Here is a 12916-nt window from a genome sequence, read left to right on the forward strand (position 1 = left end):
CCAGATTCGACAAGCGCGGCTACGTCTACCTCGGCACCGTCACCGCAGCCGCACTCGTCATCTGGCTTCGCTCGTGATCGCCAGGACACTGCCTAGTAGGGTCGGGGACTGGCGCGGTGGCTGATGCTCCGTTTCCAGTCCCCGACCCTACTAGGGCGTGTATCGAAAGCACGGACAGGCCGGGCGGGATGATGCCCCGGTCCGGCCCGTCCGCTCTCTGCTAAAGGTCGAGCTGATGCTGGTGCGTCGTGTGCGTGGGTTTGTAGCCGAGATCGTCGTTGATCCGTCGCATGTGCGCGTTGCTGTCGGTGGTGTCGGTCAGGAGGCCATCGAGGCCCGGATAGTCCCTATGGGCTTGTCGGATCGACTCGGCCTTCATCCATCGGCCGAGGCCGTGACCACGGTGCTCGGGCAACACGCCCGTGCCGTAGTGCTGGCCGTCACCTGCGCCATCGCCGGGGATGACGAGTTCGGTGAACCCGGCGATCGAGCCGTTGGAGGCGTCGATGGCGACGACGGTGTGCAGGTGGTCGCCGCGCTGTTCGACGGCCTTCGCCGCGGCCCGCACGCGGTCCACGTCCCAGGCCACGGTGCCGTACTCGGCGTCGTCCATGGGCATGTCGTCCATGGCGCGGCGTGAGGCGGCGAACGTCCGGGCGAGGTCGTCGGGGACGGTTCCCTGCCATGACGTCAGCCGGTAGCCGGGATGCGGACGCTCGACGATTCCGGCGAGGACGGTGGTGTCCACGTCGGCCATCGCCAGGCGGGTGTACCTGAAGGCGAGAACCTTCCGGAAACCGCGTGCCGCCAGGAAATGGTCGCCGGGCGATCCGGCTTCGGCCTGCGCGACGACGCGGCGTCGGGCGTTGTCCCGGGCGGTGGCCACGGCGGTGTTGAGGAGCCGGGAGCCGACGCCCTTGCGGCGCTCCACGGGATGAACGCGGAGGTCGAGCTCGGCGAGGTGCTCTTGTCCGCCGTCGAGCAGGCGCAAGAAGGCGGTCCCGGCAGGGATGGAGTCCGCGTCCGAGGCCAGCCAGGCGAGACGCCGGCCGTGCGGCCCGTGAGCGGGGTCGGTCAGTGGGGTGATGCGAAGGGACAAGGTGTCTCCGTCGAGAGGAGGTGGCAAGGATCAGTACGCGAGCTCAACTCCTGGGCACTCGTGCGCATGTGCTCCACACCTCCTGGTCGACAGCGCCGGCCTGCACCGATGCGGGCGGCTGGGCGAACCTAGCTGGCCGCCGGACCCCTGGGCAACGGATTAACGAAAAGGGCGGTGCGGGTTTGTGGTCACAGCCACTCGCTGATGGCCGCGACGAGGACGGTCGCCTCATAGCGGACCGCGAGCTTGTCATAGCTCGTGGCCACGGCGCGATGCCTTTTGAGACGATTGATGCCACATTCGACCGCATGCCGAGCCTTGTAGTCCTCGGCGTCGAACTTGGGCGGCCGGCCGCCGCGAGCGCCGAGTCTCTTGCGGTTGCGAGCCTGGTCGGCCTTGTCCGGGATGGTGCAGCGAATGCCACGTCGGCGCAGGTAGGCGCGGTTTCTGTGGGAGGCGTACGCCTTGTCGGCCCGCACGCGATCGGGGCGGACGCGTGGCCGGCCCGGTCCGATGCGGGGCACGCGAACCTTCTCCAGCACCGGTTCGAACTGCGGCGACTCTCCACGCTGCCCGGCCGTCACCACGATCGACATGGGCTTCTGCCCCTGCTCGACGGCCAGGTGCAGCTTGGTGGTGAACCCACCGCGCGAACGCCCCGGCCCGTGATCACCAGGCTCGGCAAAGACACCACCCGGTGACTCCTTCTGCAGATCACCCCGCTTCCGGGCCCCGGCCGCATGCTGATGGGCACGGCACACCGTGGAGTCGACGCTCAGGTCCCACGTGATCGCACCCTTCGCGTCAGCCAGGGACTGAAGCTGGGTGAGGACCCGGTGCCAGGTACCATCCCGTTGCAACCGGCGGAACAGGTCGTAGATCCGGCCCCACGGCCCGTACTCGACGGGTACGTCCCGCCACGGAACACCGGTCCGGACCCGGAACCGTATGCCGTCGATCAACTGCCGCCGAGACCAGACAGGCGGCCGACCTGCCTTCGCGCCCTTCGGCAGCAACGGCTCCAGCGCCGCCTACTGCCTGTCCGTGAGATCTCCCCGCCTCATGAACGGTGACCATGCACCGCCTCAAGATCCACTTTCAACACACGGCCTAGATGGAGAGCCAACGGACAGCGGCCTGGCCTCGCAGCGTGCGTCTACGTGACCGGATGCACGGTACGGGGCTGCTGGCTACCGGGGCAGCTTCGCGCAGCGCTCGGGGTAGGCGGTGGTGACGTAGCGCATAGCGGTTGCCTCGGTGATGCCGAAGAGCCGCATGAGCTTGAACGGGTCGCCGGTGGCGAATGCCTCGTCGAGGATGCGGTCCTGCCGGAGCCTGTCGAGGGTCTGCCCCTTGGGCAAAATCAAGTTCAGCTGCATGGTGATCCGGCCTACGGCCGGGTGGTCCGGGTCGAGGGCCGTCTTCTGGGTGACCAGTAGATGGGGGTTGACGCTGGTGGGCCAGCGCCGGTGGCGGTAGGTGAACCAGTCGGCGGCCAGGCGGTGGGTGAGCTCCTCCAGGTAGAGGGTGTGCCGCCGCATGCCGCGGCGCAGTACGAGGGTGCCGCGGGCGAGGTTCAGATCGGCGGCGAGAGCGGTGCGGATCTCTGAGGCCGGGACGGGGTTCAGCCAAGATGCCTGCAAAAGGGGCCATGACGTGATCTTGGTGGGGTGACGGGCCCGGTCGCGGTGCCTCAGTTGGCGAGCTGGCGGGCCGCGGCGAGCCGGGGACTGGGGATCTCTTCTGCGGGCAGGGCTGCGAAGTCGGCGTGGGCCTGCTCAACGGCTTCGGGGTACGCCTGAGCCTTCTCGTGCTCGGCCAGCGCCCGGTAGATGCTGGCCAGGCCGGGGTTCTGGCCCTTGCGCTTGCCGGTGGGGATGATCAGGTCGGGGCGGATCTGCTCGACGGATTCGCCTGCTGCCCGGCGCCGCAGCACGGTGTGGAGCATGTCGTCGTTGATGACGGGCGGGCGGCCGCCGTGCTTGCCCTTGCGGGCGGCGGCGTCGAGCCCTTCGAGGGTGGCCTCGCGGATGCTCTCGCGCTCGGTCTCGGCCATGGCGGCGAAGAACCCGAAGAGCATCCGGCCGGGGCCGGAGGGGTCGTAGATGCCGGGCAGCGGGCCGGCCAGCATCTCCAGGACCAGGCCGTGGGCGGTCAGGTGGTCGGCCAGCGCGGTGAGTTCAGCGGCGTCGCGGCCGAGCCGCTTCATCTCGTAGACGGTGAACAGCACGCGGCAGTGCGGGGCGTGGGCCTTGATCCCGCGGGCGAGGGCGAGGGCGGTCTCGAACTGGGGGCGGACCCGGATGCGGGTGCTGATCTTCTCGGAGAAGATCTTGTCGCGGGGGATGCCGTGCGCGCTGAGCGCGTCCAGCTGCGACTGCAGTTCCTGGGTGAGGTGGCTGCAGCGGGCGTACCCGATGCGGATGTCCGCGCCGGGGGTGTCCGTCTCGGGCGCGGCCGGTGGCGGGGTGCCGGGCCGCCAGGGCTGGCCAGGGCCGCGGTCGGCGGGGGTCGGCACCCGCAGCAGCTTGGCGAGCCGGGCCACCTTCTTGAAGCGGCCGGTGTGGTAGATCCCGGCGACGGCGCCCGAGCGGGAGCGGCAGGGCGAGCCGGGCTGGACGCCGCAGCGCGGGCAGTCGTGGCGTTCGACGTCGTCGGCGTCGCTCTCGATGGTGTCCTGAAGGTCCGTCATGCCCGAAATCCTCTCACAAACCATTCCCAGAACAGGGGTCCGTCACCACTTGTATGAGAACGAGTTCTGAGAACAGATCGGGCGTCCGGACCGTCTCCGGCGACCGTTTCCGATCTTCCTCCCGGAAAGTCGTTTGCGGGAGCAATCGGACGCGATGGCCATGCGGCATCCATGCACTCAGGGGACTGTCGATCATTCCGCTTGACAGGCCTTCAGTTCCATAGTCCTATAGTACTAGGAAGATAGATAAATGAGGTTACGGTGATCGAGTTTCACATCGAGGCCCGGTCCGGTGTCGCGCCTTACATGCAGCTGGTCCACCAGGTACGCCAGGCTCTGCGGCTGGGATTGCTGTCCGAGGGGGATCGCCTGCCGAAGGTCAAGGACGTCGCGGCCATGGTCGCGATCAACCCCAACACCGTGCTCAAGGCTTACCGGCAACTGGAGAACGAGGGACTGGTCTCCCCCAAGCCCGGGGTCGGCACGTTTGTCACCGGCACGCTCGGCGACACGCCGCGATCCGAGCACGAGCCGTTGCGCCAGGAGTTGCAGCGCTGGCTCGCCATGGCCCGTGGCGCCGGGCTGGACGAGGAGAGCATCGAGGCCCTGTTCCTCAACACCTTTCGCAGTTCCACCGAAGAGGAGAAATGACCGCGATCATCGAAGCAAGAGGGCTCGGCAAACGCTACGGCCGACGTCAGGCGCTGTCCGACTGCACGCTGAGTGTGCCGGCCGGGCGGGTCGTCGGGCTGGTCGGCCCGAACGGAGCGGGCAAGTCGACCCTGCTGCAGCTGGCCTGCGGCATGCTCACCCCGACCTCCGGCAGCATCGAAGTCCTCGGCGAACGCCCCGCGTCCAGTACCGCCCAGATGGCCAGGGTCGGCTTCGTCGCCCAGGACACGCCCACCTACGCCGCGCTGTCGATCGCCGACCACCTGCGCCTGGGCGCCAAGCTCAACCCCCGCTGGGATGCCGGGCTGGCCAAGCGCCGGATCCAGCAGCTGGGCCTCGACCCCGCGCAGCGGGCCGGCCGGCTGTCCGGCGGCCAGCGCGCCCAACTGGCCCTGACCCTCGCTGTGGCCAAGCGCCCCGACCTGTTGCTGCTCGATGAGCCCGTCGCGGCACTCGACCCCCTGGCCCGGCGCGGGTTCCTGCAGAGCCTGATGGAGTTCGTGGCCGAGGCCGAGGCGACGGTCGTGCTCTCGTCGCACCTCGTCTCGGATCTGGAGCGGGTCTGCGATCATCTGGTCGTCCTGGCCGCCTCCCGGGTCCAGGCCGTCGGCGAGATCGACGACCTGCTGGCCACCCACTTCAGGCTCACCACGGCCCGCCGCGAGGCCGACACGCTGCCCACGGGCATGCAGGTCATCCAGGCCAACCACACCGACCGGCAGAGCACATTCGTCGTGCGCGCCGACGCGGCCATCGACGATCCCTCCTGGGTGATGGAGCCGCTCGCCCTGGAGGACTTCGTCCTCTCCTACATGAAGCAGGCCGGTGCCGCTGGCGCCGACCACCGACCCGTGCTGGAGACGCAGCGATGATCTGGCTGACCTGGCGTCAATTCCGCCTGCAGTTTCTGGTGGCCGCATCCGCCCTGTCCGCTGTCACGGCCTACCTGCTGATCAGTGGATTCCAGCTGCACAACGCCTACAACAACGCCCTGGCCGGCTGCCCGAACGGCGGCTGCTCGCCACTGTCCCAGCTGACCACCCAGTACCAATTCCCGTACTACCTCGGCAGCGGTCTGGTACTCCTGGTACCGGGCCTGATCGGGGCCTTCTGGGGCGCGCCACTGATCGCCCGCGAGCTGGAGACGGGCACGCACCGGCTGATCTGGAACCAGAGCATCAGCCGCACGCGCTGGCTCGCGGTCAAGCTCCTGTCCATAGGCCTGGCCGCCGTGGTCACCACCGGACTGCTCAGCCTGCTGGTGTCCTGGTTCGCCAGTCCGCTCGACCGGATCAACAACAACCGCTTCATCCCGCTGCTCTTCGGCGCCCGAGGCGTCGTCCCGCTCGGCTACGCCGCTTTCGCAGTCGCCCTCGGGACGTGTGCCGGCCTGCTGATCCGGCGCAGCGTGCCCGCGATGGCGGCCACGCTGGCGGTCTTCGCCGCCGTCCAGGTCCTCATGCCGCTGGCGGCCCGGCCGCACCTGGAGTCGCCCGTCCGCGGGAACGTGGCACTCACCTCCGAGGCGATCAAGTCCGCGTCGCTCATCGGGTTCACGAATGGAACAGGCCCGACCGCAGCGTACGTGGCGGACCTGAACGTACCCGGCGCCTGGGTCCTTTCCGGGCCCGAACCGGTCAGGACCTCGTCCGGTCAAGCGCTCACCATGGCGACCCAGCCCTGCGCGAAGGTCTCGGACGAGGCCACCCGTGACGCCTGCCTCGCCAACGCCGATCTGCACGTGACGGCCACCTACCAGCCCGCTGACCGCTACTGGGCCTTCCAGTGGTGCGAGACGGCGATCTTCCTTGCACTCACCGTCGGCCTGACGGGTTTCAGCGCCTGGTGGCTGCGCGGCAGGCTCGCCTGACCCGGGCAGGGCAGCGACAAAGCCGGCTCCCCACGGCACGGGAACTCGTCGGTCATAACCGGTCCGAAGCAGCGGTACCGCTGATCCCAGCCGCTCCGAGCCTGTGGCGCGGAACAGCGCGCACCGAAGCCATGCCGACCCCGTCCAGTACACGGCTGCAGCGCAGCCGGGCGAAATGATCTGGCCGTAAGCCACCCCATCCCGCCCAGGCCCATCATCCAATCCTGCCGCGCTTCCAGCCGCAACACAGCGGCTGTCGTCGCAACCTCCGGCCGGATGAGGCCGGTCCCCGAGCGGCCACTCAGGCCGGGGTCCGCTCTTCTGCAAGACAGCCGGGCCGCCCGGTGAGCTTCCCCCGCTGGGCGGGAAGTGCTGATTAGCTGGCCGACAGTGATTGACGGGGTTTCAGATTCGCTTGCCCGACCGTCGCCTGGTCGGCGTAGAACTTGGGCCGCTCGCCTGCAACGACCTCCCCTTTTGCCGGCACCTCTGTGCGGGCGGGACCGGGCTGAAGCAGATCGTCGCAGCGCAGATCGGCGGTACCGCGCACCCGTTCGCCGTCGACAACTACGGCAACCTTCACATCCGCGACGGCGACCACAGCGCCACCCTGGTCGGGCCGGCACGACATCGCGGGCAACACCCACACCTGGCCCGGCTGATACGACATCCGACCCACCGACACCTACGACGCCTCCCTCGGCTGCAGGGGCCACAGTCCGCCCCTGCAGCCCATCACACGCACTGGAGAAGGAGAACCATGTTGAAATCCACCTGGAGGCGGTCCGCCGTCGCCCTGGCCATCATCCTCCTGGCCAGCTCTGCAGCAACCCTGTCCGCAGGGCCGGCGATCGCGGCCTCGGTCGCCCCGGTGGCTGCTCCGGGGCTTTCCGCCGCCGCATCCTCCGCCGTCTCCATGCAGCAGGGCTCTGTCCAACTGGAGCTTCCCCGTCCGACGGGCCCGTACGCCGTCGGAGTCGGCACGCTGCACCTGACTGACTGGGACCGCACCGACCCCTGGGTACCCTCCGCCGGGCCGCGACAGCTGTCGGTGTCGATGTTCTACCCGGCCCGGCACGACACCGGCGAGCCCGCTCCGTACATGACCCTCGGCGAAGCGCAGGGCTTCGTGGCGACGCGAATTCCCCCGGGTACCGGAGTCCAGCCGCAGGACGTCATGGCCATCAAGACCTACGCCTACACCGACGCGAAGGCGGCAAGCGGGAAGTTCCCGCTGGTGGTCCTCTCCCCCGGCTTCGAGAACCCCCGCGCCACGCTGACCAGCCTGGCGACCGACCTGGCCAGCCACGGCTACGTAGTGGCCCTGGTCGGGCACACCTACGAGGACTCCGGCGAGACACTCGCCGACGGCAGCACCCCGGGATGCACGCTGTGCGCGGGCGGCGCACCGGACACGCTCCCCGACAGCCGGGCGAAGGACGTGTCGTTCGTCCTGGACCGGCTGACCGGGCACCACCCGGCCTGGCGCCTGGCGCACCTGATCGACCGCGACCGCATCGGCATGGCCGGGCACTCGGCCGGCGGCGAGTCAGCGCTGACGGCGATGGCCGAGGACCAGCGGATCCTGGCCGGGGTGAACATGGACGGACAGTTCGATCCGCCAGTGCCGGCCGACAAGCTCCAGGGACGCGCGTTCCTCCTGCTCGGGAAGCAGAGCGATCACTCCGCCGGCGGCGGGGAAACGTCCTGGGGAAAGACCTGGGCACGTTGGGATGGCTACAAGCCCTGGCTGGCCGTCGCGGGGGCCTCGCACGCCAGCTTCACGGACGTCCCGATCCTGGGCGCCGAGATCGGCCTTCCGGTCCCTCCGGGGATGACGACCTCGCCGGCCCGCGGGGCGCAGCTGACCCGGGAGTACGTCGGGGCCTTCTTCGACCAGACGCTGAAGGGCATCCACCAGCCCCTGCTCGACGGGCCGTCGTCGGCGAACCCGGAGGTGCTCTTCCAGCACCCGTGATCGGTCGCCACTCGGCCCCGCTCAACCGCTGAACGCCCCAGCCGGTCCCGGCGACCTCGATGCCAAGCACGGGACCGGCCAGGGCGTTCTCACGATGGAAGACGTAACGGTCCTGAAAGGCTTCGGAAGCTCCGGCGTCATGCCGCCGATACTCGCGACGCGGCGGCGTTCTCCGCTCCGGTGACATAGTCCACCCGTCTGCACGGGGGCACTCTGGCACTGCCAAGGCTTCCCAGCCGCCGAGGTACGGGACGCGCCGCCGTACTCATCTGCCATCTCAAACGCTGACTCGCCGACCGGAGACTCGGTCACACCCGACCTGACCACCAAACCAGTCACAAGTGCACAAGAACTGCAGAGCAGGGGGAAGCACGATCGACGTCACGGAACCCGTGCCTGTTTAGGCAGCCGGTGACGCCTCCGGGTGGTCCTGGGAGCCGAGCTTGGTGAAGTCGACGTCCAGGTGCGGCTCATACGCCTCCGGCCGCAGGTCGAGTTCGTGGGTGGAGTACTCGCCGAACCGCGTGATCTTCTCGGTCAGGTATGGCGAGACCTCCGCCAGGTCCTCCGGGTCGATCTTCCAGCCCCCGGCCTGCAGTTCGCGCACCGCCTGGGCGATGTCCAGGGTGTTGTGGAAGATCAGGCAGTTGGTGAGCAGGGCGTTGAACTTGACCGCCTTCTCCTGCTCAACGGGGTCGTTGTCGGCGATGACGCCCCGGTTGCCGAAGCGCACCCACTCGGAGAAGCCGTTGAACGCCTCGACCTTGTTGGTCGCGGCGGTCACCCGCCGGCGCATCTGCGGGTCGGTCACCTGGCCCTGCCTCGGCAGGTAGTCCCGCGAGTTGCGGAAGCGCAGCAGGTGCCCGAGCGCGTCCAGGACACGACTGTCCTCGCTGGTCGCCACCAGGTCCAGGTTCTCCAGCAGGTTCAGCATCACCGGCCTGTCCGCCTTCAGGTGTCCGTGCAGCAGCACCTCCCACAGGTCGCCGTGGTGGGCGGAGACCTTCTCGATCTGGTCGTACTGGGCGGCGAACCCGCCGAAGCCGTCCACCACCGAGGTGACGCTGAACAGGCCGTTGGACTGCATCATCAGGCCCTCGGAGAGTTTGAGGAACGCCGCCGACACCTTCCGGTTCAACCGGCGCGACACCTCGCCCGGCAGCGCTTCCTCGTCCAGGCCCTCCAGGGCGTCCAGGGTCTCCTTAGTCAGCGCGCCGGCCTTCGCCCTCGCCGTCTGCGCGGGCCCGTCGGTGTCCACCTGCCGCAGCAGGGTGCGGTAGTTGCCGACCAGTACCTCGACGATTCCATGCTGCTGGCGGCGGATCTCCTCCAGCTCGTCGCGGGCCCGCTTCACCTTGGTGGCCACCCGCTTGCAGAACATCGTGGTCAGGTCGTCGCGCACCCGCATCCGGGCCTTGTGGAGCAGGCAGGCGATCAGCGTGACGCGCTTGGTCTCCGCGTAGTCCTGCAGCACGGCCGCGTCCGCCGCCTCGGCCTCGCCCGCGAAGTCCGCGATCTTCCCGGCGGCCAGCCCCTCCAGCCACATCTCGGTGTCGCCCAGCTCGTCCAGCCACCTGCGGTGGTCCGCCAGCTTCTTGAGGTGCGACCAGGTCGCCCGCTTCGCGGGCTGCTTCAGCTGGTTGAACAGCGTCTTGCGGTCCAGGCCGAGCGTGGTCACCAGCCGCAGTAGCCCGGCCCGATCCTTCCCGCCGATCCGCCGGTGGACCAGGGCAAAGATGTCGGTGTTCACCTCGGTGCGGATGCTCATCGCCATCCGGTCCAGCGTCGAGAACGCCGGCAGCTCCAGGCCCTGCTGGACCAGCTGTTCCAGTGCGACGTTGATCAGGTCGGCCGGGTTGTTCTTCGACGCGGCCTCCGCCCGGATCGCCTCCCCGGCCACCTTGCGGCCTGCCCGGCGTCGTAGGTCACCCCAACCCGCTGGCGGATCAGCGACCGGTGGTTCTTCGCGGTCTTCTCCGCGCTGTAGCCGGCCACCACGCCTTCCGGCAGCTCCGCGGCCCTCCGCACGAAGTCGACCACCGTCTCCGGGACCTCCTCCCACCGCGGGAAGCACCCCATCCGCTGGTAGGACTTCAGCAGCACCAGCAACGCAAGTTGGTGCCCGTCCGAGTCCGTCCGGACCACCGCCCACTCCACCTCCTCCCGACTCGGAGAGAAGAACAGGTGCAGCTCACGCGCGGTGATCAGCCGCTTGAACCGCGGATACGCGGTCCGCTCGATCGAGGTCATCCCGAAGCCCTACAACCCGAAACCGACGCGCGACCCCCGCCCGCGCGGGCATGCTCACACTCCGGCTGCCGACCGAAGATCGAAAACCCGATACCCAGGACAGACGGCAGCTGGCAGTGGTCAATGCCCGACGGACCTGGTCAGGGCTTCAAGATCACGTCATGGCCCCGATTACACGTACCTTGGCTGGACCCCGGGAGCCCCGTGGGTTCAGGGAAACTGAAGGCTCTTCAGCGGGAACCCGCGGGTCGAATGGTGTGCTCTGCCGGGATCGACCCGTGAGTTCGTGCCGACTCACGGCGAGGCGTCCTGGGTCGTGGGCGTCGTCGCCTCGTGGAGATGCTCCTCAACAGGACCCAAGTACTGGCCATGGGCCAGGACGATCTCGTCTGCGAGGTTGAGGATGCGGATGGTGCCGTCGGGAAACTGGACGGTGATGCCGACGGCGAAGTCGTAGTCGCCGCGCTGGTAGCGGATCTCCCGAACGGAGAGGATCCGCTGGCCGACGAACCGGGTCATGGGGAAGTCGGGCAGGTCGTCCTCGACCGTGGTGTGGCCGTACTCGTCCATGTCGTAGGGGCCGTGAGGCTGATCGATCTCCAGGGACAACCCGTCGCCCGGAGTGTGGAACCGAACGGGGCCGAGCCCGTCCATGTGCAGCCACATGTGGAGGAGGGAGGGCTCGGTCTCCTGGTAGTGGTGCCAGGACGTCGTCACCTTCAGCAGGCGTCTGTCGACCAGGTCCTCAGCGTTGATCATCCACCGATGCTGTCACAGCGTTCAACGACTCGGCACTGGATTCCAGGAGGCGCCTGGCCGAGTCCGCGTAGCGAATCGCGGTCTTCTCGGCCAGGCCGAAGACCTCAGCGAGGTGGAGCGGGTCGGGGCCGTGAACGAGGGCTTCTTCGAGCTGGCGGTCGACGCGGAGCCGTTCGAGGGTGGCGGTCTGGCCGCGAAGCGCGGCGGAGACCGAGACGCCGCTGATGGGGCCGGTCTCCAGCGCGGTCTGCTTGTTGATCAGCAGGTGTGGGTTGGCGGTGTCGGGCCAGCGCCGTCGCCGGTGCTCCAGCCAAGCCAGGGCCGTCTGCAGGGTGAGCTCGTCCAGGGGTCGGACGCGGCTGTTGATGACGAGCCGGCGGTTGCCGATGTCGAGGTCGTCGAGCTGGATGCGGCGGATCGCACCGGGTCGGGCGGCGTGGACGGCCGCGAGGGCGAGGATCAGCCGGTCCGCCGGGCGGGTCACCGAGGCGACCGAGGACTGGATGTCCTCGGATTCCAGGGGCTGGATGACGCTGTTCGCCTGCTGGCCGACCCGGATGCGGCTGGTCGGGTTCTTGAAGATCGTGCCGTTTTTCTTGGCCCGGGTGAACAGCGACCGCAGGGCGACCAGGGTGTGCTTGCGCTGGGAGCCGTGGACGGTTTCCAGGTGGGCGAGGACGTCGTCGCGGGTGACCTCGCGCAGGTGGTCGTAGCGGTTCGACCACTCCAGCAGCACCGGCCGTAGCCGGTTGAGGTAGCCCCAGACGGTTGCCACGTCCCGGGGCTGTGAGCGGGGGCCGCCGTCGTGCAGGGTCCGGGCCCACTCCTGGACGTCGCGCCTGATGCCGGCCGCGAGGCCGTCGAGCTTGGACTCCAGCCACAGGTCGAAGGAGGACGGCCGGTCGTCGAGGAAGACGCCGATGTGGTCGAGTACTTCCGCGGTCCGTTCGATGCTGAGTCCCCGGGGCCGCAGGGCCGGGAACAGCTCGGTGTGCCGGATGATGTCGCCGTCGGTGTGGCCGGACAACACGATGACCAGGGCCCGGTCAACGCCCAGGCAATCGCCTCGGGGCCAGCCGTGGGCCTCGCCGAGGCGGTGGGCGACGTGCCGGGCCCAGGCCAGCCATGGGTTGTCGGGCCGCGCGTGCTCCCGGCGGTCGAACCGGGTGAAATCGCGGCGGGCCTCGAACAGAGCCGGCTGGACCCAGCCGGAGGCCGGCGAAAGCGCCGGGGCGGGGTCGGGAAGCCGGGGCCGTCCCCGGCGCTTGCCGCGCGGCGGGCCCGGGCAGCGCGGACGGTGGAGGTTGATCCGGAACAGCTGATGGTGCCGTACCTGTTCCAAGTATGGCTTCAGTACGGTGACTTGACCTTTGGCGCCCTGGCTCGCCTGATGCCAGCACAGACGGCAGTAGCCCTTCTTCAACCGCACGAGTCGCCGGCATCCGCTGCACTCGGCCGGTTCCTCGGCGCGGCGGAAGCTCTGGCACGCGCTGCAGGCCCGGCCGGGCAGCACGCCCCAGCCGAAGCAGTCCGGGCAGGTGGCGGGCGGCTTGCACCTGCCCGCCGGCAGGACGTAGGCCATCACGCCGGGGGCAG

Annotated in this window: 13 protein-coding genes; 4 read left to right on the plus strand and 9 right to left on the minus strand. The window is 69.0% G+C overall.

Going from position 1 to position 12916, the window contains the following annotated elements:
• Window positions 1-220: 220 nt before the first annotated feature.
• The 4 genes from ABD369_RS38805 to ABD369_RS38820 all read right to left on the minus strand — a co-directional run bounded on the left by ABD369_RS38805 (window position 221) and on the right by ABD369_RS38820 (window position 3791).
• Complete coding sequence (locus tag ABD369_RS38805) at window positions 221-1099, minus strand: GNAT family N-acetyltransferase (protein ID WP_344641357.1); 879 nt, start codon at window positions 1097-1099, stop codon at window positions 221-223.
• A 188-nt stretch (window positions 1100-1287) separates the two neighbouring features.
• Window positions 1288-2124, minus strand: a complete 837-nt coding sequence (locus ABD369_RS38810; RefSeq protein WP_344641369.1) for an IS5 family transposase — start codon at window positions 2122-2124, stop codon at window positions 1288-1290.
• A 165-nt stretch (window positions 2125-2289) separates the two neighbouring features.
• Complete coding sequence (locus ABD369_RS38815) at window positions 2290-2742, minus strand: hypothetical protein (RefSeq protein ID WP_344641358.1); 453 nt, start codon at window positions 2740-2742, stop codon at window positions 2290-2292.
• 50 nt (window positions 2743-2792) lie between these two features.
• Window positions 2793-3791, minus strand: coding sequence for a recombinase family protein (locus tag ABD369_RS38820; protein WP_344641359.1), 999 nt, complete (start codon window positions 3789-3791; stop codon window positions 2793-2795).
• 261 nt (window positions 3792-4052) lie between these two features.
• Here ABD369_RS38820 and ABD369_RS38825 point away from each other — a divergent pair, with 261 nt between their 5' ends.
• From ABD369_RS38825 to ABD369_RS38835, 3 genes are read left to right on the plus strand one after another with little or no spacing between them, the layout of a single operon-like run.
• Window positions 4053-4442, plus strand: coding sequence for a GntR family transcriptional regulator (locus ABD369_RS38825; protein WP_344641360.1), 390 nt, complete (start codon window positions 4053-4055; stop codon window positions 4440-4442).
• Window positions 4439-5335: an ABC transporter ATP-binding protein gene (locus tag ABD369_RS38830; RefSeq protein ID WP_344641361.1), complete on the plus strand. Its 897-nt coding sequence runs from the start codon at window positions 4439-4441 to the stop codon at window positions 5333-5335. Before ABD369_RS38825 ends, ABD369_RS38830 begins: the two co-directional genes overlap by 4 nt.
• Entirely contained in the window at window positions 5332-6333 is a 1002-nt protein-coding gene (locus tag ABD369_RS38835; RefSeq protein WP_344641362.1) for an ABC transporter permease, read from the plus strand. The genes ABD369_RS38830 and ABD369_RS38835 overlap by 4 nt, the downstream gene beginning before the upstream one ends.
• 376 nt (window positions 6334-6709) lie before the next feature.
• Here the strand turns inward: ABD369_RS38835 and ABD369_RS38840 are convergent, their stop codons facing one another.
• The gene (locus tag ABD369_RS38840; protein ID WP_344641363.1) at window positions 6710-7003 is read right to left on the minus strand and encodes a hypothetical protein; all 294 of its coding nucleotides are present in this window, start codon (window positions 7001-7003) and stop codon (window positions 6710-6712) included.
• A 90-nt stretch (window positions 7004-7093) separates the two neighbouring features.
• Here ABD369_RS38840 and ABD369_RS38845 point away from each other — a divergent pair, with 90 nt between their 5' ends.
• Complete coding sequence (locus tag ABD369_RS38845) at window positions 7094-8311, plus strand: alpha/beta hydrolase family protein (protein ID WP_344641364.1); 1218 nt, start codon at window positions 7094-7096, stop codon at window positions 8309-8311.
• A gap of 400 nt (window positions 8312-8711) precedes the next feature.
• On the opposite strand, the gene ABD369_RS38850 is transcribed toward ABD369_RS38845, so the two are convergent.
• The 4 genes from ABD369_RS38850 to ABD369_RS38865 form a co-directional block, all read right to left on the minus strand.
• On the minus strand, window positions 8712-10211 hold the full coding sequence (locus tag ABD369_RS38850; protein WP_344641365.1) for a Tn3 family transposase: 1500 nt from the start codon (window positions 10209-10211) through the stop codon (window positions 8712-8714).
• Window positions 10154-10561 carry a DUF4158 domain-containing protein gene (locus ABD369_RS38855; RefSeq protein ID WP_344641366.1) on the minus strand — a complete coding sequence of 136 codons (408 nt, stop codon included), beginning with the start codon at window positions 10559-10561 and terminating at the stop codon, window positions 10154-10156. The genes ABD369_RS38850 and ABD369_RS38855 overlap by 58 nt, the downstream gene beginning before the upstream one ends.
• 294 nt (window positions 10562-10855) lie before the next feature.
• The gene (locus ABD369_RS38860; RefSeq protein WP_344641367.1) at window positions 10856-11320 is read right to left on the minus strand and encodes a hypothetical protein; all 465 of its coding nucleotides are present in this window, start codon (window positions 11318-11320) and stop codon (window positions 10856-10858) included.
• On the minus strand, window positions 11307-12916 hold a 1610-nt coding region (locus ABD369_RS38865), incomplete at its 5' end, for a hypothetical protein (protein WP_344641368.1). The genes ABD369_RS38865 and ABD369_RS38860, both read right to left, overlap by 14 nt.

The organism is Kitasatospora cystarginea, from assembly GCF_039533515.1.
GTDB lineage: Bacteria > Actinomycetota > Actinomycetes > Streptomycetales > Streptomycetaceae > Kitasatospora > Kitasatospora cystarginea.

Excerpts from the sequence above, each read along its gene's own strand:
- ABD369_RS38855 (WP_344641366.1), bottom strand. The coding sequence starts at position 10,561 with ATGACCTCGATCGAGCGGACCGCGTATCCGCGGTTCAAGCGGCTGATC.
- ABD369_RS38860 (WP_344641367.1), bottom strand. The coding sequence starts at position 11,320 with ATGATCAACGCTGAGGACCTGGTCGACAGACGCCTGCTGAAGGTGACG.
- ABD369_RS38840 (WP_344641363.1), bottom strand. The coding sequence starts at position 7,003 with ATGTCGTATCAGCCGGGCCAGGTGTGGGTGTTGCCCGCGATGTCGTGC.
- ABD369_RS38835 (WP_344641362.1), top strand. The coding sequence starts at position 5,332 with ATGATCTGGCTGACCTGGCGTCAATTCCGCCTGCAGTTTCTGGTGGCC.
- ABD369_RS38830 (WP_344641361.1), top strand. The coding sequence starts at position 4,439 with ATGACCGCGATCATCGAAGCAAGAGGGCTCGGCAAACGCTACGGCCGA.
- ABD369_RS38820 (WP_344641359.1), bottom strand. The coding sequence starts at position 3,791 with ATGACGGACCTTCAGGACACCATCGAGAGCGACGCCGACGACGTCGAA.
- ABD369_RS38845 (WP_344641364.1), top strand. The coding sequence starts at position 7,094 with ATGTTGAAATCCACCTGGAGGCGGTCCGCCGTCGCCCTGGCCATCATC.